Annotated in this window: 23 protein-coding genes; 20 read left to right on the top strand and 3 right to left on the bottom strand. The window is 51.6% G+C overall.

Translation table 11 applies throughout. The annotated features are described in order from the left end of the window. Positions 1-80: 80 nt before the first annotated feature. From A1355_RS18890 to htpG, 3 genes are all read right to left on the bottom strand, one after another. A complete protein-coding gene (locus A1355_RS18890) occupies positions 81-632 on the bottom strand; it encodes an REP-associated tyrosine transposase (protein ID WP_064030828.1) in 552 nt (183 codons plus the stop codon). A gap of 145 nt (positions 633-777) precedes the next feature. Continuing rightward, positions 778-1,236: a hypothetical protein gene (locus A1355_RS18885; protein WP_064030827.1), complete on the bottom strand. Its 459-nt coding sequence runs from the start codon at positions 1,234-1,236 to the stop codon at positions 778-780. A gap of 187 nt (positions 1,237-1,423) precedes the next feature. After that, positions 1,424-3,364 carry a molecular chaperone HtpG gene (gene htpG, locus A1355_RS18880; RefSeq protein WP_064030826.1) on the bottom strand — a complete coding sequence of 647 codons (1,941 nt, stop codon included), beginning with the start codon at positions 3,362-3,364 and terminating at the stop codon, positions 1,424-1,426. A 127-nt stretch (positions 3,365-3,491) separates the two neighbouring features. Here htpG and A1355_RS18875 point away from each other — a divergent pair, with 127 nt between their 5' ends. From A1355_RS18875 to A1355_RS18775, 20 genes are all read left to right on the top strand, one after another. Beyond that, a complete protein-coding gene (locus A1355_RS18875; protein ID WP_064030825.1) occupies positions 3,492-5,120 on the top strand; it encodes a tetratricopeptide repeat-containing response regulator in 1,629 nt (542 codons plus the stop codon). Positions 5,121-5,123: 3 nt separating this feature from the next. After that, positions 5,124-5,807, top strand: a complete 684-nt coding sequence (locus tag A1355_RS18870; protein WP_064030824.1) for a sensor histidine kinase — start codon at positions 5,124-5,126, stop codon at positions 5,805-5,807. A 271-nt stretch (positions 5,808-6,078) separates the two neighbouring features. Beyond that, positions 6,079-7,149, top strand: a complete 1,071-nt coding sequence (gene rfbB, locus A1355_RS18865) for a dTDP-glucose 4,6-dehydratase (protein ID WP_064030823.1) — start codon at positions 6,079-6,081, stop codon at positions 7,147-7,149. Between the two features lie 4 nt (positions 7,150-7,153). Further along, complete coding sequence (gene rfbD, locus A1355_RS18860) at positions 7,154-8,050, top strand: dTDP-4-dehydrorhamnose reductase (protein ID WP_064030822.1); 897 nt, start codon at positions 7,154-7,156, stop codon at positions 8,048-8,050. Between the two features lie 2 nt (positions 8,051-8,052). Further along, positions 8,053-8,937 carry a glucose-1-phosphate thymidylyltransferase RfbA gene (rfbA, locus tag A1355_RS18855; RefSeq protein ID WP_064030821.1) on the top strand — a complete coding sequence of 295 codons (885 nt, stop codon included), beginning with the start codon at positions 8,053-8,055 and terminating at the stop codon, positions 8,935-8,937. 1,131 nt (positions 8,938-10,068) lie between these two features. Further along, the gene (locus A1355_RS18845) at positions 10,069-10,443 is read left to right on the top strand and encodes a hypothetical protein (protein WP_157197952.1); all 375 of its coding nucleotides are present in this window, start codon (positions 10,069-10,071) and stop codon (positions 10,441-10,443) included. A 30-nt stretch (positions 10,444-10,473) separates the two neighbouring features. Beyond that, positions 10,474-11,025 carry a dTDP-4-dehydrorhamnose 3,5-epimerase gene (gene rfbC / locus A1355_RS18840; protein WP_064030819.1) on the top strand — a complete coding sequence of 184 codons (552 nt, stop codon included), beginning with the start codon at positions 10,474-10,476 and terminating at the stop codon, positions 11,023-11,025. A gap of 273 nt (positions 11,026-11,298) precedes the next feature. Beyond that, entirely contained in the window at positions 11,299-12,333 is a 1,035-nt protein-coding gene (locus A1355_RS18835) for an N-acetylneuraminate synthase family protein (protein ID WP_064030818.1), read from the top strand. A gap of 12 nt (positions 12,334-12,345) precedes the next feature. Then, entirely contained in the window at positions 12,346-12,876 is a 531-nt protein-coding gene (locus A1355_RS18830) for a KdsC family phosphatase (RefSeq protein ID WP_064030817.1), read from the top strand. Beyond that, positions 12,863-13,675 (top strand): SDR family oxidoreductase, encoded by an 813-nt coding sequence (locus A1355_RS18825; RefSeq protein ID WP_064030816.1) that lies wholly within the window; start codon positions 12,863-12,865, stop codon positions 13,673-13,675. The genes A1355_RS18830 and A1355_RS18825 overlap by 14 nt, the downstream gene beginning before the upstream one ends. A 3-nt stretch (positions 13,676-13,678) precedes the next feature. Beyond that, a complete protein-coding gene (locus A1355_RS18820) occupies positions 13,679-15,145 on the top strand; it encodes an aldehyde dehydrogenase family protein (protein ID WP_064030815.1) in 1,467 nt (488 codons plus the stop codon). Then, positions 15,142-15,906 (top strand): acylneuraminate cytidylyltransferase family protein, encoded by a 765-nt coding sequence (locus A1355_RS18815; protein ID WP_064030814.1) that lies wholly within the window; start codon positions 15,142-15,144, stop codon positions 15,904-15,906. The genes A1355_RS18820 and A1355_RS18815 overlap by 4 nt, the downstream gene beginning before the upstream one ends. Before the next feature lie 15 nt (positions 15,907-15,921). Then, entirely contained in the window at positions 15,922-17,859 is a 1,938-nt protein-coding gene (locus tag A1355_RS18810) for a transketolase C-terminal domain-containing protein (protein ID WP_064030813.1), read from the top strand. 52 nt (positions 17,860-17,911) lie between these two features. Next, the gene (locus tag A1355_RS18805; protein WP_197471851.1) at positions 17,912-18,652 is read left to right on the top strand and encodes an ABC transporter permease; all 741 of its coding nucleotides are present in this window, start codon (positions 17,912-17,914) and stop codon (positions 18,650-18,652) included. Further along, positions 18,642-20,018, top strand: coding sequence for a polysaccharide ABC transporter ATP-binding protein (locus tag A1355_RS18800; RefSeq protein ID WP_082885642.1), 1,377 nt, complete (start codon positions 18,642-18,644; stop codon positions 20,016-20,018). Before A1355_RS18805 ends, A1355_RS18800 begins: the two co-directional genes overlap by 11 nt. Positions 20,019-20,031: 13 nt before the next feature. Continuing rightward, positions 20,032-21,075 (top strand): sulfotransferase, encoded by a 1,044-nt coding sequence (locus tag A1355_RS18795; protein ID WP_157197951.1) that lies wholly within the window; start codon positions 20,032-20,034, stop codon positions 21,073-21,075. A gap of 2 nt (positions 21,076-21,077) precedes the next feature. Further along, a complete protein-coding gene (locus tag A1355_RS18790; RefSeq protein WP_197471850.1) occupies positions 21,078-21,731 on the top strand; it encodes a class I SAM-dependent methyltransferase in 654 nt (217 codons plus the stop codon). 4 nt (positions 21,732-21,735) lie between these two features. Further along, complete coding sequence (locus A1355_RS18785; protein WP_064030809.1) at positions 21,736-23,166, top strand: hypothetical protein; 1,431 nt, start codon at positions 21,736-21,738, stop codon at positions 23,164-23,166. Next, positions 23,153-24,277, top strand: coding sequence for a putative sugar O-methyltransferase (locus tag A1355_RS18780; RefSeq protein ID WP_064030808.1), 1,125 nt, complete (start codon positions 23,153-23,155; stop codon positions 24,275-24,277). The genes A1355_RS18785 and A1355_RS18780 overlap by 14 nt, the downstream gene beginning before the upstream one ends. Then, entirely contained in the window at positions 24,274-25,446 is a 1,173-nt protein-coding gene (locus A1355_RS18775) for a hypothetical protein (protein ID WP_064030807.1), read from the top strand. The genes A1355_RS18780 and A1355_RS18775 overlap by 4 nt, the downstream gene beginning before the upstream one ends. The last annotated feature ends 54 nt before the right edge of the window (positions 25,447-25,500 follow it).

Raw genomic sequence — 25,500 nt, 5'->3', positions numbered from 1 at the left:
TTCAGATCATCGCAAAAATATCGGTAAATTATAGGGGATTGGCCTTCGAATCCTCGATTTTATCGAGGCTTGCTTCTGACTTATTCACCGCCGTCGAACGTATCAAACTGATTGGCTATATCCGAACCCCATTGCGCGGGATAAAGCCCCTCGGTTACGAAACGATGAAACGAGGAGTAAGGCCAATCGGTCACCGAGGCCACCAGACCGTGTTTAACCGGATTGTAATGCAGGTAATCCAAATGTCGGGCGTAGTCGCGTTCGTCGCGTATCGCATGTTCCCAGAAACGACGTTGCCAAACGCCCCGCCGCCGTTGGCGTTGTTTGGATAGCGTGATCGGTAGTTCAGCGCCGTTCGCCGCCAACCAATGTTGGGTGAAATGTTTTTTGATCAAGCCCCAGCGGTTGGAGTAATCGGCATCGCCAGCAGGCAATGTCCAAATCGCATGCAGATGGTCCGGCAACAACACCAATGCATCCACCGCAAATGGCCATTGTTGTTGGCATGCGCGAATCGCCGAACGCAATAAATCCCGAGCCGCATCGTTCGCCAAAATCGGCGCCCGCAGTTCCGTGACAACGGTAAAAAAGTAGGAACCGCCCGGTACATAACAGCGCCGATAATTTGCCATCACGATCTCACAAGAATAGAAAAACGAGTTACAAATTGTGGACCGATTGGACCCAATCGCCAATTGGTAGGGTACGCACCGCGTACCGAAAAGGGGATGTCCCAATGTTGGAAAGCCAGAAGGTACGCGGTGCGTACCTACAAGGCTAGTGGCGAAGAGATAAGTAAGGAGAAAATTTTTTATCTAGCACACTCGTTTGTTCAACCATCCATTTCCTAATGTCAGCACTCGCATGAACGTTTCTTGAGCGCTCTTCACCGGCCGGTAATCCCTCCAGTTCGGACTGAATACAGCCGAGTTCACAGATTTTGTGCCAAAGAACATTGTCGAGGTATTGAACGATTGCGTCGTCAAAAAGCCATTTTGCCCCTCTAGTGCCAGACAAGAACTTCAACTCAGCTTCTTGTGATGTTTTCCCGGAGGTTAAAACAGAAGCAAGGTAGTCCCGGGCTGCTTCGTAGATAGATAACCGCCTTTCGAATAAATCTAGTTTCAATTTGTTTTGAGCTGTACGCCATTGGTGGTAGGCAATTGAAGCCCCAAAGACCGCAATCGTTGGGGTAAGCAATGCCGCGAGATATGTTGTCCAGTGGGGTTCAGTCATAGCTAGGTCTAAGTAAGTAATTAAATAGATCTGTATATCGCGTCAAACTAACGGATATACAGGGCGACTTTAACACAACACCCACAAAAAAGGCCGGTTTCCCGGCCTTTCTCAATTGATGGCTCGGTTGGTTAACAAACCCTATCGAAAGCCAACGTGTTGGGTTACGGCTGGCGCCTAACCCAACCTACTTCAATAGGTTTTGCAACAAGCCATTCAACTTATGCACGAACGCCGCCGGATCGTCCAATTGGCCGCCTTCGCTGAGGATGGCTTGGTCGAACAAAATATGGCTGATGTCGGCAAAGCGGGCGTCGTCCTGCTCGTTTTTCAGGGCCTGGACGATGGCGTGGTCAGGGTTGATTTCGAAGATTGGCTTGCTGTTGCCGCCCATGCCGAACATCCCACCGGATTGGCCGGCTTCCTTCATGATCCGCTCCATGTGCAAACTCATGTCGTAGGCGCCGGTGACCAGGCAGGCCGGGGAGTCGGTCAGGCGGTGGCTGATTTTGACTTCGCTGACTTTGTCATCCAGCACTTCCTGGATTTGCTTGACCACCGCCTCGAAGTCCTTGCTGACTTCTTCCTGGTGTTTTTTCTCTTCTTCGCTGTCGAATTTGTCCAGGTCCAGCTCACCCTTGGCAATCGATTGCATATGCTTGCCGTCGAATTCGGTCAGGCTGGACACCAGCCATTCGTCGATGCGGTCGGTCAGCAACAGGACTTCGATGCCTTTCTTGCGGAATACTTCCAGATGCGGGCTGCTTTTGGCGGCGGCGAAGCTGTCGGCGGTGATGTAATAGATTTTTTCCTGGCCTTCCTTCATCCGGCTGACATAGTCGGCCAGCGACACGTTTTGGGTTTTGTCGTTGGTGTGGGTGGACGAGAAACGCAGCAAGCCGGCGACGCGATCCTTGTTTTTGTGGTCTTCGATCGGGCCTTCCTTGATGACGTTGCCAAACATTTCCCAGAAGTTTTGGTATTTTTCGGCGTCGTTTTCGGCCAAGTCTTCCAGCAGACCCAATACTTTTTTCACAGCGCCGGCTTTGATATTGCTGATTTGCTTGCTTTGTTGCAGGATTTCCCGCGACACGTTCAGCGGCAGGCTGTCGGCGTCGATCACGCCGCGAACGAAGCGCAGATAGCGCGGCATCAGTTGTTCCGGATCGTCGGTGATGAAGACTTTCTTGATGTACAGTTTGACGCCGTGTTTGGCATCGCGGTCCCACAAGTCGAACGGCGCGCGGCCTGGCACGAACAACAGTAGGCTGTATTCGTTGGTGCCTTCGACCTTGCTGTGGACGTGGACCAGCGGGTCTTGGAAATCGTGGGCGACGTGTTTATAGAATTCGTTGTATTGTTCTTCGCTGATGTCGTCCTTGGACTTGGTCCACAAGGCCGATGCGCTGTTGACGGTGTCGTCCTCGACGCGGGCCGGCGCGGTTTCGTTGCCGTCGTCGTCTTTCTCGGCCGGGACTTCCTTGCTCATGATGATGGGCAGGTTGATGTGATCCGAGTATTTTTTGATGATGGAGCGCAGTTTCCATTCGCTCAAGAATTCGTCTTCGCCGTCTTTCAGGTGCAGCACGATTTCGGTGCCTCGATCGGCTTTTTCGACCGAGGCGATGGTGTATTCGCCCAGGCCGTCGGATTCCCAGCGCACGCCTTGGTCGTGCGGCGCGCCGGCCTTGCGGGTGGTCAGCGTGACTTTGTCGGCGACGATGAACGAGGAATAAAAGCCGACGCCGAATTGGCCGATCAGTTCGCTGTCCTTGGCTTGGTCGCCGGTGAGTTTTTCGAAGAAGGCCTTGGTGCCGGACTTGGCGATCGTGCCGATATGGTCTTGGACTTCCTCGCGGGTCATGCCGATGCCGTTATCGGTGACGGTGATGGTCTTGGCTTTTTCGTCGAAATCCACGCGGATTTTCAATTCGGCGTCGCCTTCGTACAGGCTGTCGTTGGCCAGCGCCTCGAAGCGTAATTTGTCGGCGGCGTCGGAGCCGTTGGAGATCAGCTCGCGCAAAAAGATTTCCTTGTTGCTGTACAAGGAGTGAATCATCAAATGCAGCAGGTGTTTGACTTCGGTTTGGAAACCCAGGGTTTGTTTATTGGCTTCAACAGTGCTCATGTCTATACTCAATTAGGTTGTGAAACGGACTGGGGCGACTTGGGGATGCCGACGAATTTTTTCAAGACCCTAACGATAAAGTTTGACGGAGCGTGCGATTGAACCGTTTGTTGATGTTTAACCGGCAATGAAATTCAGTTTATTAGGTAAGGCGACCTTGCTCGTCGACGACAATCCGGTGATGCGTAAGGCGATCAGGGAGATGTTGTACGCGCTGGATGCCGATCAGGTCAGCGAGGCCGACAGTGGTCAGGCTGCGATCGTGGCAATGACTAAAACCCGTTTCGACGTCGTCTTGTGCGATTACAACCTTGGACCCGGCAAGAATGGCCAGCAGGTGTTGGAGGAGGCGCGCTTCCGCCGCTTGATCGACTATCGCTGCGTGTTCGTGATGATCAGCGCCGAACAATCCACCGCCGCGGTCTTGGGCGCGATGGAAGGCAAGCCCGACGAATACCTAACCAAGCCGTTCAACGCGCAGCAATTGATCAGCCGGCTAAGTCGCAATTTCGCCCGCAAGGATTTTTTGGCGCCGGTCGAGCGAGCCATCGACAAGGGCAATCTGCCGCTGGCGATACAGCAGTGCGACCACTTGCTGGCCCAGAACGATAAGAAGATGCATCTGAATTTGCTGAAATTGCGCGCCGAATTGGCGATTTCCGTCGGCGATTTCGACAAGGCCAGGGCGATTTATCAGGAAGTGCTGCACCAGCGCGAGCTGTCCTGGGCCAGGATAGGCTTGGGCGTCATCGATTTTCAGAACAATAACATCGAACAGGCGATTGCCGGATTCCGTAGCTTGATGGCCGAAAATCCGATGCTGATGGAATGTTACGATTGGTTGGGCAAGGCCTACGAGGCGCTGGACCAGTACGGCGACGTCGAGAACGTGATGCATCAAGCCTTGGAGTTGTCGCCGCAATCGATACTGCGGCAGAAAAAATTGGCCGAAACCGCCGACAAAAACGGCAATCTGGAAACCGCCGAAAAAGCCTATAAAAACGTTGTTAAATTGGGGAAGCATTCGGTGCATCGTTCCAGCGCCGATTATGCCGGGTTGGCAAGGCTTTATGCGCGAAGCAATGCGGGTACTCAGGCCCTGCAAGTCCTGGAAGAAATGCGTAAGGAATACGCAAACCAGCCCGAGGCCGATTTGCGGGCTAGCGCGCTGGAAATCGAGGTGTTCAAGGCACTGGGTAACGAGGAGGCGGCGGACAAGGCATTGCAACGCACCGTCCAGCTGGCGGGCTTGCTCGGCAACAAGGCGCCCAGGGAATTGCAGTTGGAGGTGGTCAAGGCCTGTTTCCAGAACGACCAGCACGGCAAGGCCGAGGAAATTTTGTACGATTTGATCAAATACCACATCGACGACGACGCGTTTCTCAACGCCGTCCGCAAGATGCAGAGCGACATTGGTCTGCACAATCATTCGGAAATCCTGATTCAAAAAACCAAACAGGCGTTGATTGCCGCCAATAACCGCGGCGTGGCCTTGTACAAGCAGGGCAAGTTCAAGGAGGCCCTGGATTTGTTCGAGCAGGCCATCGTCAACTTGCCGGACAATAAAACCATCATCTTGAATATGCTGAAAATCATGATCCACGATCTGAAAGCCAACGATTTCGACGAGGAGAAAAATCGCCGCACCAAGGCCTTATTCAAGAAAGCCAAACAGATCGGAGTGGACCCGCATAAATTGGGCATTTTGCAGATCGAGTACGCCAAGTTGCTGCACGCCCATTCGGAACGGATCTAATCGATGACGGCGCGGGCGGATCAGGCCGGGATGTTTCCGGCGGTGCTGGCGTCCACCGTCCACGATATTAAGAATTCGTTGGGCATTTTGTTGGAACTGACCCGGCAATTGGCCGTGAAGTATCAGGATCGGGCCGAGGACATCAACCAGTTGGAGTTCGAGGCGACCCATATCAATCACACGCTGATGCAGTTGTTGGTACTGTATAAAATCGATGCCGATAAGTTTTGCCTGATGATCGACGCCTATCCAGTCATCGATATTCTGAATGAGGCCAGAGACCAACAAAGCCGTTTGTCGCGCTTGAACCATGTCGAGGTGGTTATCGAATGTCCGGACGATCTGCTGTGTTTTTGCGATTACCCACAGATTACCAATGCGTTGGCGACGATTTTGAACAACGCGCTACGTTATACGCGGGAGAAGATATTGGTCAGCGCCGTCGAGCAGGATGGCTATTTGCGGTTGGCGATCGAGGATGACGGCAAGGGGTATCCATCCGAGATACTCGACGCCGATCTGAGCGGCAGCGTTGATTTGGATTGGATCGGCGGCAATACCGGTCTGGGTTTGTTTTTTGTGTCGGTGATTGCCGCTTTACATAAAAACGGCGAGCAGAGTGGCTATGTCCGCGTCGATAACCGCAGTCGGCTGGGCGGAGCGCGGTTTTGTTTGTTTTTGCCTTAGTCCGGAAATTGTCAGCAGCTGGACAGCTAACAGTAGTTCTAAGGTACAATACCGACAAAACAGTTTTCTTATCCGTTAAGGACACCCTACTGATGTAGGGATGTAGCAAAGCGAACAATATTGTATCCTCGTTAGGAGCGTCGGTGGATTTTGCATGGCGGCAGGCAATGCAAAGCGAACTTTCCGGTTTGGTTGGTCAGTTTGTTGTAGCTTGGGGAGCCGGCGGGTTCGGATAGGTTGACGTCTTTAATAACTTGCTGATTTGCAACTCATGACTTTATTAGTGACCGGCGGCGCCGGATTTATCGGTAGCAATTTCGTTTTGGATTGGTTGGCGCAACACGACGAAGCCGTCGTGAATCTGGACAAGCTGACCTATGCCGGTAACCCGGAAAATTTGGCGACGTTGCAAGGCGACGGCCGGCACGTCTTCGTCAGGGGCGACATCGGCGATTATGGCTTGGTGTTGGATTTGTTGAAGCAGTATCAAATCCGGGCCGTCGTCAATTTCGCCGCCGAATCGCACGTCGATCGTTCGATACACGGTCCGGAAGATTTCATTCAAACCAACGTGCTCGGCAGTTTCCGCCTGCTCGAAGCAATCAGGGCTTACTGGGGCGGGCTGGATGAAGCCGGCAAAAGCGGGTTTCGCTTGCTACACGTGTCCACCGACGAAGTATACGGATCGTTGGAAAAAATCGATCCGCCGTTTGCCGAGACCAACCAGTATCAACCTAACAGTCCCTATTCGGCCAGCAAGGCCGCCAGCGACCATTTAGTGCGCGCTTATCACCATACCTATGGCCTACCGGTGTTGACCACCAATTGTTCCAACAATTACGGCCCCTACCATTTTCCGGAAAAGCTGATTCCGCTGTGCATCCAGAATGCGTTGGCCGGCAAGCCTTTGCCGATTTATGGCGACGGCCAGCAAATTCGCGATTGGTTGTACGTCAAGGATCATTGCAGCGCGATTCGCCGAGTGCTGGCAGCCGGCAAGGTTGGCGAGGTGTATAACGTGGGTGGTTGGAACGAAAAGGCCAATCTCGACGTGGTCAACGTGCTGTGCGCGATACTCGACGAACTGCAAGCGCGCGCCGATGGCAAGTCCTATGCCGAGCAAATTACCTACGTCACCGATCGCCCCGGTCACGACCGCCGCTACGCGATCGACGCCGGCAAGCTGGAACGCGAACTAGGCTGGAAGCCGGCTGAATCTTTCGAAACCGGCATCCGCAAGACGGTGGAATGGTATTTGGCGAATCAGGATTGGGTACAAAACGTGATGTCCGGCGAATACCAATCCTGGCTTGACAAAAACTACGCGGAGCGCCAAGCCTAATACTATGAAGATTCTGCTGTTCGGTAAAAACGGCCAAGTCGGCTGGGAACTACAGCGTAGCCTGGCACCGCTTGGCGAGCTGGTGGCCTTGGACAGACACAGCCGCGACTACTGCGGCGATTTGGCCGATGCGGCGGGCATCGCCGACACGATTCGCCGGCTCGCTCCGGACGCGATCGTCAACGCCGCTGCCTATACCGCCGTCGATAAAGCCGAGAGCGACGCCGAAACGGCCCAGTCGATTAACGCCTCAGCCCCGCAAGTCATCGCCGAACAGGCTCGTTTATGCGGCGCCTGGCTGGTGCACTACTCGACCGATTACGTGTTCGACGGCAGTGGTGACCGTCCTTGGCAAGAGGACGATGGCGTTAATCCGTTTAGTGTCTACGGCCGGACTAAACTCGCCGGCGAACAGGCGATTCAAGCGTCCGGCGCCAAGCATCTGATTTTTCGGACCAGTTGGGTGTACGCCGCGCGCGGTAACAATTTTGCAAAAACCATGTTGAGGCTAGCGCGGGAGCGCGAGCAACTGGCGGTGATTGCTGACCAGATCGGCGCGCCGACCGGCGCGGAATTGATCGCCGACGTGACTGCCCATGCGCTAAGAGCTACCGTCTGCAAACCCGATGTCTCCGGGGTTTATCATTTGGCCAGCGCTGGTGCTACCAGTTGGCATGCCTATGCCCAACACGTGTTTAGCGTTGCCCGCCAACACGGCGAAATCCTGAAAGCCGCCGAAGCCGACGTCAAGGCAATTGCGACTAGCGAATATCCAACGGCGGCCCAACGTCCGCTCAACTCGCGTTTGAACACCCAAAAACTGCAAACCACGTTCAATCTCCAAATGCCCGACTGGCAAATGGGTGTGGAGCGGATGTTGGCGGAAATTTTAGGAAATTAGTCATGGCAAATCGCAAAGGCATTATTCTCGCCGGCGGCTCAGGTACGCGGCTGTATCCGGTCACCAAGGCCGTCTCGAAACAGTTGTTGCCGATTTTCGATAAGCCGATGATTTACTACCCGCTCAGTACGTTGATGCTGGCCGGCATACGCGATATTCTGGTGATTTCCACGCCCCAGGACACGCCCCTGTTTCGGCAATTGCTGGGCGACGGCAGCGATTGGGGTATCAACCTGCAATACGCGGTGCAACCCAGTCCGGATGGTTTGGCGCAAGCCTTCATTATCGGTCGAGAATTCATCGGGACCAGTCCGAGTGCATTGGTGTTGGGCGACAATATTTTTTACGGTCACGATTTGCACGTTCAGCTAAGAGGCGCCACGGAACAGGCTAACGGAGCCACGGTGTTCGCCTACCACGTCAACGATCCGGAACGCTACGGCGTCGTTGCCTTCGATGCCGCCGGCAAGGCCACATCGTTGGAAGAAAAACCGATCAAGCCGCAAAGCAATTACGCCGTTACCGGCTTGTATTTCTACGACAATCGGGTTGTCGATATCGCCGCCGAATTAAAGCCGTCGCCGCGCGGCGAATTGGAAATCACCGACGTTAATAAAATCTATTTGGCCGAGCAGCAGTTGAGCGTCGAAATCATGGGACGGGGTTACGCTTGGCTGGATACCGGTACCCATGCCAGCCTTATTGAAGCCAGCAATTTCATCGAGACCATAGAAACCCGGCAAGGTCTGAAAGTCGCATGCCCGGAAGAAATTGCTTGGCGTAGTGGCTGGATTGGCGATGAAAAAATCGAAGAATTGGCGAAACCACTTGCTAAGAACGGCTATGGAAAATACCTGCTTGGACTGCTTGATAAGCAGGTGTTTTGAGGATTTGAGCGGGTTTGTCGAGGCTAAGCGGCGAGTATGAAAAATTCTAGTGCCGAAGAGTAGACCATCATGGCTGCGTAAGTCGATTTGGAAGAGCTCGCCAAACAACTGGACGAATGAATTATTGATGATTTGCGAAATGGGATTGCTCAAAAATATGGATATACACAGAGGGCATGTTGGAAAGCGATCAAGGTGTGTTTGAAGGCGTAAAATCGAATCGACGGAAGTTCGCCAAAAAAGTGGTAAAGGCTTATTGCTTGGAGGATTGTGTTCAAGAGAGTGATTTTGTAAAGTTAATCCAGGTAATTGAAGACCGTAACCGCTTAACAGGTTGTTGAAAAAAGAATCTCGGTGGAAAAATTTTACAAAATTCTCCAATTTGTCACTAAAAGGCATTTGGCTGCAATGAACAGTCAAGGGCTTACAAAATTTTATTTTGCGGGAAATACGTTTTTGGGGACAAAATTGGAGCAGATTTTTAAATTTCAGCAGCCTGTTAAGTCATAATCATGACGAACATTATTTCGCCAAATTTTGAGTCATTTAACCCACTATGTTTTGGTTTATAAATGTGTTCGGGAGGCATTTGTTATCGCCGCGGACGGGAAAGTACGCACGTTAAAATGTTTAAATATTTCCCTCTTCGAAATGCCAGTGAACTCAATCCAGCGAATTTTACAGTATGCGATTGGCCGAAAATCAGATTAGTCTGATATTAAATACCGTGAATCAAATCGGTGGAGCGGAAATTGAGGTTTTTTTGTTGGGTTTTCGGCTAAATAACTCCGTTAAAGACAGCGATATTGATTTATTAATCGAGACCTCGTCCACATTGCCTCTGCTTCAGCGTGCTAAGAGCTACAAATGCAACCGGAATCGCTGCTAAGTATGCCGGTTAACTTGGTTTGTAAGGCTACGAATCAAGACGCTACGCCTTTTCAAATTATCGCCTGCAATAATGCAGTAAAATTAACGCGTGAATCCAACTAGCCTCGACGCGGAAAAGCAGTATTTAGCTGAGTTGCTGGAAGCGATATAGCGTTCGTGTATTTTTTGCTCGCGTCTAGCTATAAAATCGCTTGGCCTTTAACGGCGATGCAGTTGGAAGTATACAGAAGGAATATCGTCTTGTTCGAAACGCTGGCTGCCATTAACGAGCGCTTCGCCAAATTACAAGATTTGCTTGCAGCAGCGATGCGCCACGCGTGTTTGCTTTCCGGTGAACCCAGCGATCGATTTTTGAAGTTGTTGAGTTTCTTTCAGAAAGTTGGCGTGATCATTTCGGTGGAAAATTGGCAGTTGTGTCGTGCCGCCAGAAGCTTTGCGGCACATGATTACGAAATCAATTACGCCATAATTGCCGAGCATTTCAATAATTTGAGTGATTTAGTATCCGAGCTTTTTGGAGTTTCGGCGCGTTCACTGTTTTGTGATGAATTAATAAGGGTTTCGCTAAAAGATAACGACTTTGCTTCCGATTTTATCGCAATAACTACGCAATAATTTTAATCTTAATATTCAATAAGTTCAGCCATGCAAGCGACCCGATTAACAATACCTGACGTCATCCTGTTCGAGCCTAAAGTCTTTGGCGACGACAGAGGTTTTTTCTTCGAAAGCTTTAACCAGAAAATTTTTGAGGCCGCGACCGGTCTATCCACATCTTTCGTTCAAGACAACCATTCCAAGTCACAAAAAGGCGTACTCCGAGGCTTACATTATCAATTGCCGCCAAATGCGCAAGGCAAATTAGTTCGAGTGATCCAGGGTGAGGTTTTTGACGTCGCGGTCGATATTCGTAAAAGCTCTCCGACTTTCGGGCAATGGGTTGGCGAGATACTGTCGGAGGAAAATAAACGGCAAATGTGGATACCGGCCGGTTTTGCTCACGGGTTTTTGACGCTGTCCGAGTCGGCGGAGTTTTTATATAAAACGACGGATTACTATGCGCCGGCGGCGGAGCGGGCCATTATTTGGAACGATCCCGAGATCGGCATTGAGTGGCCTCTAGGCGGTCAGTTGCCGATTTTGTCGGGCAAGGATCAGCAGGCAGGCGCTTTGGGTCTGGCTGAGATTTTTTCGTGAGTTCAATCTTTATCACTGCGACAGTCAACGGATGCAGTCCCAATCAGGTATCGGAACACTGTCAATCGCGTGAATCATGCTAACAACTTCGATTTGCCGGGGCGATGTGGCGTCTTTATGATCGTTAATCGCGAACGTTCGGTGTGAAACATCCGGCATTCGTTAGGTTCTTCAAGTAATAACGCGCCACACCGATCGATCGCCAAATGCAGTTTTCGGATTGCCCAAAAGTACAGTCGGATGGTATCATCCGCCGACTGATCTGGAGGGCTAATGTTTGGAAAAGAGAAACTGGGCGATAAGGCGTTTATCATTGCTGAAGTCGGTCAAAATCATCAAGGCGACTTGGAAGTTGCCAGGGAATACATCAGGGTTTTTGCGTCAGCCGGTGCCGACGCCATCAAGTTTCAAACTCGTAACAATCGATATTTATTTTCTCAAGACGCTTACGAAGCATCCTACGATAGCGAAAACGCATTTGCCGACACTTACGGCGAACATCGCGAAAAGCTGGAATTAAAACCGGAGTGGCTGTCGATCCTGAAACAGGATTGCGCGGAACATGGCGTTAAGTTCATGTCGACCCCGTTTGACGAGCCGAGCCTCGAATTGTTGGAAGACATTGGCGTCGATTTGATGAAAGTCGCGTCGTTTGACTTGGGCAATTTGCCGTTCATCAAACGTATTGCTCAAAAAGGCAAACCGGTCGTGATCAGTATCGGCGGAGGCAAAATCGATCAAATTCGCGCCAGCGTCAATTTGCTGTTGGAACACAACAGTCAAGTCGCGGTGTTGCATTGCGTTTCCGAATATCCTTGCGAATACGATCGCTTGGGATTGGAAAACATCGAACTGTTGATTAAGGAATTTCCACAATGCGCGATTGGCTTGTCCGATCACTTTAACGGCACCTTGTCCGGTCCCATTGCATACATGAAGGGCAGCAGAGTGTTCGAAAAACACGTCACGCTGAATCGTGCCTGGCGAGGTACCGACCATAGTTTCGCGCTGGAGCACGAGGGTTTTCGTAAGTTCGTACGGGATATCCACCGGGTACCGGCGATGATGCCGCGCAAGGCTGAGGAGTCGCTGGGTCAGGAACGGGTGTTTAAAAAGCTAGGCAAGTCCTTGGTCGCCTACCGGGATATCAAGGCCGGCGAGGCCATCGATCTGGAAGCCCTGTCCGGGCGGATTTTTCGGACTCAATACATTCCGGTGCGGGAAGCCAATCGGGTCATCGGTTGCGTGGCCAAGCGGGATATCGCAAAGGGAGAGGCCTTACAGTATTCCGATATCGACGCGGCTTAAAGAGGGTGACGATTGAATATTAGTCGACAACTGTTGAGCGCTGTCGAACTCGTCGTATTCGATTTCGACGGTGTGTTTACCGACAACACGGTTTTCGTCGATCAAGAGGGTAAGGAATCGGTCCGTTGCTGGCGTAGCGATGGGCTGGGCCTTTCCCGCTTGCGCGACAGTGGCGTCAAAACCTTCATTATTTCCACCGAGGCCAATCCGGTGGTGTCCGCGAGAGCGAAGAAGCTGAAAATCGATTGTCTGCAAGCGATCGAAGACAAGGCGGCGGCAATTCTTTCCACGTGCCGAAACCTGGGTGTCGATCCGGCGCAGACCCTGTTTGTCGGTAACGATATCAACGACATCCCCGCATTCAAAGTGGTCGGTTTACCGGTAGCGGTGGCCGATGCCTACCCTGACGTCTTGCCTTACGTCATTGCCAGTACCGCTAAACCCGGTGGTTTCGGCGCGGTTAGGGAAATCTGCGATGCCATTGTCCAAGCCAAACAGGCCGAGTCCAAGGCTGAGGAGGATATGATTCATGTCAGCCGATAATTTGTTCGACGTCAGTCGGGAACTGGTATTGATTACCGGCGTATCCGGCCAACTCGGCTCGGAATACGCGCGGGCCTTCTTGGAACGGGGTGCCCGTGTGGTTGGTTTGGATGCCAGGACTTCGCCGGCCAGCGAGGCTTTGCTGGCCGAATTCCCAGAACATTTTGGATTTTACCCGGTGGACGTCACTGCCAAGGCCACTCTGGAACAAGCGGCCAGCGAGATTGCCGAGCGCTTTGGGGTTGCTAGCGTATTAATCAATAATGCCGCGATCGATTCGCCACCGTCGGCGCCACCGGAAGAAAACGGCCCGTTCGAAGACTACCCGGAAGCTTCCTGGGACAAGGTGATCGACGTCAATTTGAAAGGCGTCTATCTGTGCTGTCAAGTGTTTGGAGCTTTGATGGCGAAGGCCGGTCGTGGCTCCATCATCAATGTCAGCTCAATTTACGGCGTGGTGTCGCCGGATCAAAGTCTGTACGAATACCGTCGCCAACGCGGCGAGGTGTTTTTCAAACCGGTAGCCTATTCGGCGTCAAAGTCCGGCATTTTAAACCTGACCCGCTATTTGGCGGCTTATTGGGGCAAAGCGGGCGTCAGGGTCAATTCGTTGACGATAGCCGGCGTCTTCAACCAGCAGGAGCAGGCATTTTTGGACGCTTATTGCGGGCGGATTCCGGTCGGACGCATGGCTGACAAGCAGGAGTACAACGGTGCGGTGCTGTTTCTTGCCAGTCCCGCATCGCAATATATGACCGGATCTAACTTAGTGGTGGACGGCGGCTGGACCGCAATTTAAAGCATGAGCGAATCAGTCACGGACATCTTAAATTGGATAGCGGGACGCCCCGTTGTCGCGCAATCCCAGGCTTGGCTGGATAAGTTTAATCCGCATAACGGTCGTTTGTTGTATCGAGTATCGAGTTCCAGCGCTGCCGACGTCGACCATGCGGTGGTCGCCGCGAAGTCCGCTCTTGCCGAATGGTCGGGCCTGACACCGGTGCGGCGCGGCCAAGTCCTGACCGACATCGTGGCGTTGATGAAGCAACGCGCCAACGAACTGGCCGACTGCATCGCGGTCGAGACCGGCAAGCCGCCGCAAGACGCCAAGGGCGAGGTAGGCGGCGCTATCATGCAAGGCGAATTCTTTGCCGGCGAGGGCATGCGTTTGTATGCCCGCTCGTTGACTTCCGGCATGCCGGGCAAATACAGTCACACCGTGCGTCAGCCGCGCGGATGCGCGGGTTTGATCGTGCCGGCGAATACGCCGATCGCCAACATCGCCTGGAAAACCTTTCCGGCACTGATTTGCGGCAACAGTGTGGTGTTAAAAGCCGCCGAAGATTCGCCGCGTATTGCTTTACTGTTTGCCGAATTGACTAAAGAAGCCGGATTGCCGGACGGCGTATTCAACGTGATTCAAGGCCTGGGCCAGCCGGCCGGCGCGGCCTTGGTAGAGCATACTGGTGTGGACGTAATCAGTTTTACCGGTTCTACTGCGGTGGGTCGTTGGATAGCCGCGACCGCCGGTCAGCGGCTGGCGCGGGTTTCGCTGGAATTGGGCGGCAAAAATCCGTTTGTGGTTTGCGACGATGCCGACCTGGATCAAGCCGTGCATTGGGCGGCATTGTCCGCGTTCAGCAACGCCGGCCAACGTTGCGCCGCCGGCAGCCGCATCATCGTGTTTCGTTCGATTTACCCGGCCTTCGTCGAAAAACTGGTCGCCAAGGCCGAATCCCTGAAGTTGGGCGTCGAAGCCGGTTGCGATTTGGGCCCGCTGATCAATCCCCGCCAGCACGCGGCGGCCCTCGCGGCGATAACAGGGGCCGGCAACGCTGGTGCCAAGATTTTATGCGGCGGCGGGGCGCCGGATTCTGAAGCATTGGCAGGGGGCTATTACGTCAAGCCGACCCTGATCGAGGGTGTCGACCCAAATAGTGGCTTAAGTTGCCAAGAAATTTTCGCGCCGGTCGCGACTCTATATTCGGTCGATACCTTGCAGGAAGCCTTGGCCTTAGCGAACGCCGGTGAATACGGTTTGACTGCCGCGATCCACACCGGGAGCGTCGATCGGGCGATGTGGTTTGCCCAACGGGTCAGGGCCGGGGTGGTGAATATCAATATCGGGACTTACGGCAGCGAGCCGCACATGCCGTTCGGGGGCTTTGGCGCGTCGGGCAACGGCACTCGCGAGCCGGGCGTCGAGGCTTTGGATGTGTATTCAGAGTTGAAGAATATTTCCTTTCTGGTTCGGAGCGATCAGTTATGAGCGCTTCCAAACCGCGCGCCGTAGCGTTCATTCCGGCTCGATCCGGTTCCAAGCGGGTGCCGAACAAAAACGTGCTGGAATTGGCAGGTCATCCGATGTTGGCATATTCGGTACGCGCCGCTATAGACAGCGGTGTATTCGACGCGGTGATTTGCGCGACTGACAGCGAGCAGTATGCCGCGGTCGCCCGACATTATGGCGCCGAAGTGCCTTTCTTGCGGGATGCCGCAATTTCCGGCGATAAGTCGCCTGATATCGAATGGGTGGTTTGGATGCTGGAGCAACTAAATCAGCAAGGCCGAACATTCGATGCGTTCAGCATTCTGCGTCCGACCAGTCCGTTTCGTTTGCCGACTACCATTCGCAGCGCTTGGGAGACTTTTGTCGCCGATCCTCGTGCCGACTCGTTGCGCGCCATCGAAAAATGCAAGCAGCATCCAGGCAAAATGTGGGTGGTGCGCGGACAACGGATGTTGCCGCTGATGCCGTTCAGCAACGGCGACACGCCTTGGCACAGCAGCCAATACGCGGCATTGCCCGAGGTCTACGCGCAGGATGCCAGTCTGGAATTGGCCTGGACCCGCGTGCCGCTGGAACAACACAGTATCGCCGGCGAGGCGGTCATTCCGTTTATCAGTCAAGGCCTGGAAGGCTATGACATCAACGAACCCGAAGATTGGTGGCTGGCAGAACGTTTGTTGGCGAACGGTCAAGCCATCCTACCGATGATCGACATAGCGCCGTACTCGGCCGACGCATAACAATTTGGAGTTTAGATGGGCGATTTAGCCGGACAAGCCGTAGACGGCACCCTGTATTATTTGGATTACCCGCAGTTCGAGCGTATACGCCGTACGGAATTGCCGGCAACCGAGCGCGTGGCGCTACTCGCCGACATGTGTCGGTTGAATACGCTGTACATGATCGCTCGCGCCGGTTCCGGCCATATCGGTAGCAGTTTCAGTAGCATGGAGATATTCAGCTGGTTGCTATTGGAAGAATTGGATATCGCCGACAACGTGAAAGCGGCGGGCGATTTGTTTTTCAGTTCCAAGGGTCACGATGCGCCGGGCTATTACTCAGTGCTGATGGCCTTAGGTAAACTGCCGTTCGAATTAATCCACAAATTGCGGCGCATTGACGGTTTGCCTGGCCATCCGGACGTCGGCACGCCTGGCATGATCACCAACACCGGCTCGCTGGGCATGGGCATTTCCAAGGCCAAGGGCATGGTGCAAGCCAACCGCTTACTGAAGCAAGAAGGTCGCGTCATGGTGTTGACCGGCGATGGCGAGTTGCAGGAAGGCCAGTTTTGGGAGTCGTTGGCCTCGGCGGTCAATCACGGCTTACACGAGATTACCGCGATCATTGATCACAACAAATTGCAGTCGGATACCTTTGTCAAAAATGTCTCGGACTTGGGCGATTTGGAAGCCAAGCTGAACGCCTTTGGCTGGCGAGTGGCGAGGTGCGACGGCAATGATGTCGGGGCGCTGGCGGCGACTCTGGCCGGGATTCGCGACGACGCCAGGCCGAAAGTGATCATCGCTGACACGGTAAAAGGCAAGGGTGTGTCCTTCATGGAGCACACCTCGCTGGATTCCGACGTGGCGATGTACCGTTTTCACAGCGGAGCGCCGGACGGCCCGTCTTACCGCCGCGCCGCGCAGGAGTTGATGGATCGATTGAAGCTCCGCGTCGCCGAATTAGGGCTGGAACCGCTAGAGTTCGAAGCCATCGAGCGAGAGCCTACCGCGCCGCCGCCGGACACCGCTCAACGTTTGATTCCGGCTTATTCGCGTGCGCTGCTGGAACAAGCCGCCAAACATCCCAATCTAGTCGCGCTGGACGCGGACTTGGTGTTGGACACCGGCCTGATCCCGTTTCGCGACCAATATCCAGAGCGTTTCTTCGAATGCGGCATCGCCGAGCAGGATATGGTGTCGATGGCCGGCGGCATGGCGCTGAAAGGCTTGTTGCCCATCGTGCATTCGTTCGCTTGCTTCCTATCGGCCCGTCCCAACGAGCAGATTTATAACAACGCCACAGAGCATACCAAGATCATTTACGTCGGTTCGCTGGCCGGCGTGGTACCCGGCGGTCCCGGCCATTCGCACCAAGCGGTGCGCGACATTTCCGCGCTGGCGGCGATCCCCGACCTGACCATCGTCGAACCTAGTTGCGAAGCCGAAGTCGGGCCGTTATTGGATTGGTGCATCAACGAGGCGCCGGGTAGTTGTTATATCCGTTTGGTGTCGTTACCGTGGGAAACGCCATATGTCTTGCCTGCAAGTTATAGACTTGAGGTTGGATGCGGTGTTGCGTTGACGCCGGGCGAGCAGGTCGTTGTATTCGGTTATGGGCCGGTGTTGCTTAGTCAGGCGGTATTGGCGGCGCAAACCTTGGCCATGGAAGGCTTGGCGGTCAAAGTGATTAGCTTTCCTTGGTTGAATCGGGTCGATCCCACTTGGTTGACAGGGATCGTTAACGGTGCGAAACGGATTGTATGTTTGGATAATCAATATCTACCAGCGGGCGTTGGCTCGATGTTGCGGGCCGCTCTCGCCGGAGTGGTCAATGAGGATGTCGAACTGGCCATGGTGGGTTTAACTGGTGTACCGCCTAGTGGCAGTAACCCGCAAGTGTTGGCTGAGGTCGGGCTGGATGCTGCCGCGCTAGTTCCGATTTTTAGTTTTGGGTTAGTTGATGAGTAACAGCCGGTGGCGAGCGGTGAGCCCCAGTGAGTTGTGGGCTCGGCGCAATCTGATGCTCATGCTGGTTATGCGTGATATTCGCTTGCGTTACAAGCAATCCGCGCTTGGTGGCTTCTGGGCCGTGGCACGGCCCTTGGTGCTGATGGTGGTATTAGCTTATTTGTTTGGAGGTGTAGCCAATTTGTCTGCCAGTGGTATTCCTTACCCGATATTTGTGTTTGCGGCTTTAATTGCGTGGGACCTGTTTGCAAATGTCATTCAAGGTTGCGCAAGCAGTATTACGTCCAACAAAGTGTTGGTTGAGAAGCTTTACTGCCCACGGCTATTGTTTCCGCTGATAGCAGTTTGCGTTGCGATGTTTGATTTTTCGATAAGTTTGTTGGTATTTGCAGGGTTAGCTTTGTTTTACCAAGTTTATCCGCCAATTGAAGTTTGCTGGCTGCCTTTGTTGGTCGTGGCGGTTGTCGTGGTCGGGTTGTCGGTTGGGTTATGGTTAGCGGCAATTGCGGTTTGGTTGCGCGATGTTAAATTCGTGACGACGTATTTGATTCAGACTTTGTTGTTGTTAACGCCGGTCGGTTACGGCATGGCCGCGGTGCCGGAAAAATTTGTGTTTATTGTCAACCTCAACCCCATGGCGACGATTGTCGGCGCGTTTCGTTGGGCACTATTGGGGTTACCGGCTCCAAACACCGTTTTCGTATCGATGTCGGCGGCTGTCACGGTGCTGTTGTTGATCGGTGGGCTTTGGTTTTTCAATAATTTGGAAAGGTCTTTTGCCGATGTCATCTAATTCGGTGTTGCTCAAGGCTGACGGTGTCAGCAAACGTTTCCAAATGGGCGAGTTCGTTGGGTTAGTGCCGGCTCTACGCGCCATGAAACGAATGGTAGGCAATCCCTTACAATATTTTCGGGAGCGGAGGCAGGGGCGGGGCGCAATCAACCATGCTCGCTACGAGCAAAGTGGTTCGACTAAATTCTTGTGGGCTTTGCGAAATGTCAGTTTTGACCTGCGTCGTGGTGAGCGGGTTGCGATACTAGGACGTAACGGTGCCGGCAAAAGTACCTTGTTAAAGATTTTGGTTGGAATTATGGCACCCACCGAAGGTGAAGTGTCTTTTCATTGTCGGATTATCCCGTTAATGGGGGTTGGCGCTGGGTTTCACCCGGAGTTGACTGGTCGGGAGAATATTTTTGTCTATGGCGGATTGCTCGGTGTATCCGCTGACGAAATTAAGGCTATATACGACGATATTGTGGCGTTTACCGAGATTCCAGAGTTCATGGATACACCGGTCAAGCGATATTCAAAAGGAATGCGCGCACGCTTAGGCATGGCCATAGCATTGAATTTGCAACCGGAGATGTTGGTTGTCGATGAGGTGTTGGCGGTAGGCGACGTTCCATTTCGCGCTAAATGTATGGAGAAAATCGAAGCGATGTGCGATGCGGGTACGACTTTGCTGTTCGTTTCGCATAGCGTGGCTCGGGTGAAGGCTTTGTGCGACCGCGCGTTGCTACTGCGTGAGGGGAGGTTGATTGACGATGGAGATGTCAGTCGAGTATTGAATAGGTACATTGCCGAAGACTTGGCCGGAGAGAGTCCGCAGGAATCCGACATCGACGATGAGTCTATAACTGAGCGACATAGCTATCTCGGCCGGGTGGATTGGGAGCTTGAAAACGCGCCGGGCGACGAGGTGGTGAGAATTTGCATGGTGCGTGTTACCGATGCCAAGGGTGTTGAGAAACAGGAATTCGACATCGTTGAACCAATACACCTTGAAATGGAATATGTCGTTTATGAAGATGGTAGGACTTTGAGACCTCGCTTTCAGTGTTTTGATGAAAAACTGAATTTGTTGTTTGCCACAATTGACACATCGACACAATGGAGAGAACAGCGGCGCGAGGCTGGAATCTATAGAAGTAAAGCGATAATTCCCGGTAATGTACTCGGCGCGCAGACTTTCGTCGTCGGTGGCGCGGTGTTTACGCATGTTCCCTTGGAAAAGCATGCCATAACTGGTGAAGTAGTTTCGTTCAAAGTTAATGAAGTTTACGATCTAAATACAGCGCAGACAGACTTTTGTCGCCCATTGCATGGTTATTTTCGACCGCTATTAAATTGGCATACTGAAATTATTCATCTTGAATAACTTGGATAATAAAATGTTCGAAACGGTCAGGCGCGCAAATTTAATCGATCCGTGGAATAACGACAGCGTTATTTCGGAGCAAAGAACTCGCTTTGTTGTTCCGGTGAATCAACCGTTGGTATTGATATCTGAGGTCCAGCGTAGTGGGGGAACTTTGCTCACGCAATTGTTGGATCAACACCCGCAACTGCATGTTCATCCTTCTGAATTGCATATTGGTCGGCCAAATAAGCGTTTTTGGCCAAAGCTTAACTTGGAACTATCTGCTGACGATTGGTTCGATCAGCTTTGGGAACATCCCGCATTGCTTCACGCAAGGGATGGCTATTCGAAACCTGGAAAATATAGCCATGCAACCTTGCCCTTTCTGTTTTTGGGAACCTTGCAGAAACAGTTGTTTAAGCAATTGCTCGAAGAGAAGTCGGTACAGTCGCAGCGTGATATTTTAGATGCTTACGCCACGTCTTATTTCAACGCTTGGCTTGATTACGCGGGGTTATATCGCGATCCGAAAACAGTTAAGTATTGGGTAACATTTGTAGCGCGAGTAAGTTTCGATCCAGACAATATAACCGGTTTTTTTAGTGATTACCCTGATGGCTATTTTGTTAGCGTGGTGCGTGATCCAGTGTCCTGGTTTGCGTCTGCTTCCAGATATATGCCTGAAGTTTATGGAAATGTTGAAGAAGCATGTAATTTATGGCACCACTCAACTGAAAGAGCTTTAGCTGAGTTTCAGTCTCGCCCAGAAAAGGTTTTCTTAGTATCATTTGAGCAGCTAGTTGCCAACTCATTTGAAATAATTAACAACTTATGCGATTTTCTGAATATTTCTCCTATCGCATCAATTGACTGTATTAGGCCAACATTCAATGGGATGCCGATCAGCAGCAATAGTTCGTTTGATACTTCAAACTACACAGTTTTACAAAACTCACTTGATCGATCGAAGTATTTGGCAGACGATTTAATTTGCTATATTCGTCAATACTGTGGTGAGTTGCACGAAGATGCTATGGCGCTTATTGCTAGTTTAGGCCCGATAAGGAGAAAATGATTTTGGATATAGAAATTGTGGATTGGAAAACTAGGCCAATAACTAACAAGCCGGAAATGTATTTTAGTGATGCAACACAGCAGCCACCGAGTGTCGATCATCTGTTGGAGACCCATCACCAATTTTATGGTCGACCTTGGGCGTTAGGCAAATGTTTGTTCGATACAGCCTTGGAATGTGGTATCAAACCGCAATTCAATGTATTAGATTTTGGGTGTGGTGCCGGGCGACTAGCTATATGGCTAGTCGGTTATCTAGAATATGGCCGTTATTTCGGTGTGGAGGCTCACTATAACTCTATCGACGCTTTGTTGCGATACGAGCTTCCGCTGTATGGTTTGTCTCATAAAAAGGCGAGAGTCTTACATGATTCGGAGATTAATTTAGATGTTTTTGGAGCTTCTTTCGATTTTGTGATCGATGCATATTCGTCAGTTCATCTGGATTCTGCAAGAGCAGCTGTTTATAGAGAGCGTTTGCCGACGGTCGTAAAAAAAGGAGGGATGGTTTTGATTTCTCCAGTACCTGAGCGCTGTGATAATGCATTTTTTCCGGAATTTGAGGTGGTACGACGGTTCTCTTCGAGTTGCGAGTTAATACTGAACTCCGGAAAGGATAAAATTACGGAGTGGAGCCTCTTTAGGAAATTGAGCTGAATTTATGAAAGTATTATTTGTTGGGCGTTCGGTATTTCATTTTTCCTACTATGACTCGTTGTTGCTAGGTATATGCCGCAAGGGCTACCAAGTCGAGGCATTGTTCGATGAAAGATGGAGCCAAAACCAGCCCGATGCCGCGTTACAAAAGTTTGTCGCAGCAGGTCACGCTAATTTTTCTTGGCGTTGGGCAGTGCGCCGGGGCGGCATATTACGAGATTATATTTTCGGAATGCGTGAGTTGCGTTCTTACGCCAGCTATCTGCGCCGACCTAATCAATCCGATTTTTACTTAAATCGATGGGCAAATTATTTACCATCGGCGTTAAGGGGCTGGATAACCAGGTCGGTTGTACAAGCCTTGCTGAAACTCCCTCTTATTGATGGTTTATTTCGCTTGCTTGAGGCAGCGGCGCCGGCGGCGCCCGAGGTAGTCGCGGACATTCGCCGTTCCGCCCCGGATTTAATTGTGGTGTCTCCCGGAAATATGCGCTTCGACGAGGAAATCGAATACGTAAAGGCGGGAAAGGTACTCGGCGTACCTACGGCGATCGTGACATTGAGCTGGGACAATCTGACCACCAAGGGGCTATTTCACGTTAAGCCGGACCTGTTGTTTTGTTGGAATGACGCGCATGCGCGGGAAGCTGTCGAAGTTCACGGCATCCCTGCGTCAAACGTATTAAAAATTGGTTCGATGTTTTTCGATAAATGGTTTGCCGCGAAAAGTCACATATCGGATCGGCAAGCGTTCTGTCATAAAGTCGGACTCGACCCTCACCTACCGTTCTTTCTTTATTTGGGGTCGTCATCGAATATAGCTAACGACGAGTCCTGGCTGGTGGAAGATATCTTAAGTGCGTTGCAAAGCCATCCCAACGCAGCGATAAATCAAGTCCAGCTTCTCGTGAGACCCCATCCGGCCAATTCAAAAAATTACTTGAGACTGGATGGCCGGCAAGGTTTGGCGTTGTGGCCGAAAGTTGGCGCATTACCTGAGTCGGACGAATCTCAAGCCGATTTCGTCGACTCGGTACGGCTTGCGGTTGCCGCGATTGGGATCAACACATCCGGAATGATCGATAACATTATTTTGGGCAAACCGTGTGTCGCTATCGTGACCGAGCGATACAAAAAGACCCAGGATCAAGCAATTCACTTTGGCCACTTATTCAGGTCTGGAGCGCTGGAAGTTGTTGGGGACGGTTCTCAATGTGTGGCGGCCATGGCCGCGCTACTGGACGGAGACGATAAGAAATGCGCGGCTCGCGAAGAGTTTGTACGTGCTTTTGCTCGCCCCTATGGTTTAGCACACGCTGCTGGCGACTTGGGAGCGGTGGCATTGGAAATATTGGCAAAAAATAAAAAATGGTCTCGGCAATCGCAAGATCAATTTCTTTCAGCATTGGAGAGGGTAAAAAGTGAATTTGAGTAGCTATGATCGCAATTTTGGTCAGGTTGTCGAGTCCGCCAAGCAGGAGTTCGGATATCAGAACTATTTGTTGGTCCGGGAATGCGTATTGCAAATGTTAGCCGAGTCTTCTGGCGAAGCCGCTTTGCCGAGCCATTATTGGGAAGAAGAGCTTGCCGGCTTTGATTATTTGTTGGATGCCTCTCCGTTAATTATTCGTAAATTACGCGAGCACAGCTACCATATAACCGGATTGAAATCTTACGAATACCGACACCATCATGCTCACAAGGCCGAACCCTATCGGCAAAAGCTTGCAGCTCTCAGAGCTGTCGACGCGAGTGATTTGTTCGTGGCCGAAGCTCCGCTTCTAGGTGGGTTTGGGCATGAAATCGACGGCGTGTTAGTAAACATCGATACTTTAAAATTTTACGAATCCTTGATTGCATTGGATCGCGCGGGCGCGCTCGTACCATTGAAAAATGCCGGAACCCGACCAGTGGTAGTTGAAATCGGCGGAGGGTGGGGTGGTTTTGGTTACCAATTTAAGAGGCTTTTGCCCAATACAACTTATGTCATCGTCGATTTGCCTCAGACAATGTTGTTCTCCGGGGTTTATTTGAAAACCCTGTTTCCTGAAGCAAAATGTTTTGTCTACGGCGAGGGTGGGCATAAGGTTCCTCCGTTGCCGTTGGAGCACTACGATTTCGTATTCATGCCGCATTTTTCTATAGACGATTTCAAGCCAGAACGCATCGACCTGGGTATTAATATGATTTCATTTCAGGAAATGACTTCCGAACAAGTGACTGGCTACGCCCGCTGGTTTTGGGAAAATGGTTGCGAATTCCTGTATAGCCATAATCGGGCTCGTTCCGCGCACAACAACCAATTGTCGGATGTGGCAGTGCTTCTCACGCAGGGATACCAACTAAAACCTTTTGAGGTGTTGTCCATGCCTTATACGGTCCTCAATGTGCCTAGCCAAATACCATGGGCCTCGGACCCCAAGAAAATGGCGCGGCAACTTTTGCAACGCATGTTAAAGCCGGTTAAGAAGGCGGCCGGCTCTCATCTAGACTATCGGCATTTGTTCGGGCGTCGCAAATCTCGTTTCGAGGGAGGTAACGCATGAGTCAGATCGCCAAATTAACTATCGTCACGGTTGCTGGTCCGGGTGACGAAGCGTTGGTGCTGCGTAACATCGAGTACATTCATCGTAAAAATCCGGAAGCGTCCTACCATATCCACGTTTTAGACAATGGTAGATTTCATGGTTTTCCCGAACTGGAATTAAAGCTCCCGAACGTTACTGTTCACACTGGAGAACCTTCGGATTATCGTAAGCCAGACGCTTGTCGCGGTAGTTATCAGCACGCGACAGCCTTGAATCGGTTCTTACGTGAACAAGAGATCGATACCAGATATCTAATGATTTTAGATCCTGACTTTTACGTGGTGCGAGACAATTGGATTACGGATGCACTTCAACATATGGCAGAAGCCGGCCTTTGGTTTATGGGGGTTCCGTGGCATCCGAAATGGTATTCCAAGCATCGTTATTTTCCCTGTGTGCATTGTATGTTTGTCGACCTGAGTGTTATTAAACCCAACGAGCTGGATTTCACTCCAGATTTGATTGTGCGGGGTCAAAAAGCTGATCGGCGTAACGGTGTCGCTAAAGAGTTTGAAAAAAAGTCAATAACGGCTGGCAATGGAGAAGTGGTTTTTGTTCCGCGAAATTGGATGCCGGTTTTATGGGAGATCGTTCGGACTGCGTTGCAGGAACTTTGTCATTGCTACGCCGAGGCTCGGCAACCAATTCCGCGAGGTCTAAAGCTAACGATTCGAGCGGTTCAACATGCAACCAAAATTAAATCAAGGATGCGAGCGGTAGCGGTTCGCATGGTCGGGATGACTCTCAACAGAAGGATTATTGGGGCTGCTAACGACACCGGATATTTGGTTGAGAAACTTTACGCGTCTCAACGAGAAAGGCTGGAGATAATGCCTCCATCGGTATCCTTGGAGCGGGATTTCTCTAAACCCGAATTCCTTACTAAGGCTTGGGGGCGAAAAATCGAAAGTTTGGTGCCTGATCGTTGGAGCTACATTCCGAAAATGCCTGGTTATTTTACTGAAATGCGTTTCAAGAGTTTTGGTCTTCCTAATACAACGAAGTTGGGATGGGAAGAGTTTTTTTGGGGTAATTTACCCTGGGGTGTACACATGAGACGTTACAATAAGTCCAATCGCGACGTCAATGCGGAAACAGTGTTGTTGAACGATTTGTTGGGAAGATAGTCTCTACAAAGAGCGTTGGTCATAGAAGACCGGTTACCTATTTGATTATGCGGG

The organism is Methylomonas koyamae, assembly GCF_001644025.1.
Lineage (GTDB): Bacteria > Pseudomonadota > Gammaproteobacteria > Methylococcales > Methylomonadaceae > Methylomonas > Methylomonas koyamae_A.
This window is presented reverse-complemented; position numbering and strand designations above follow the sequence as displayed.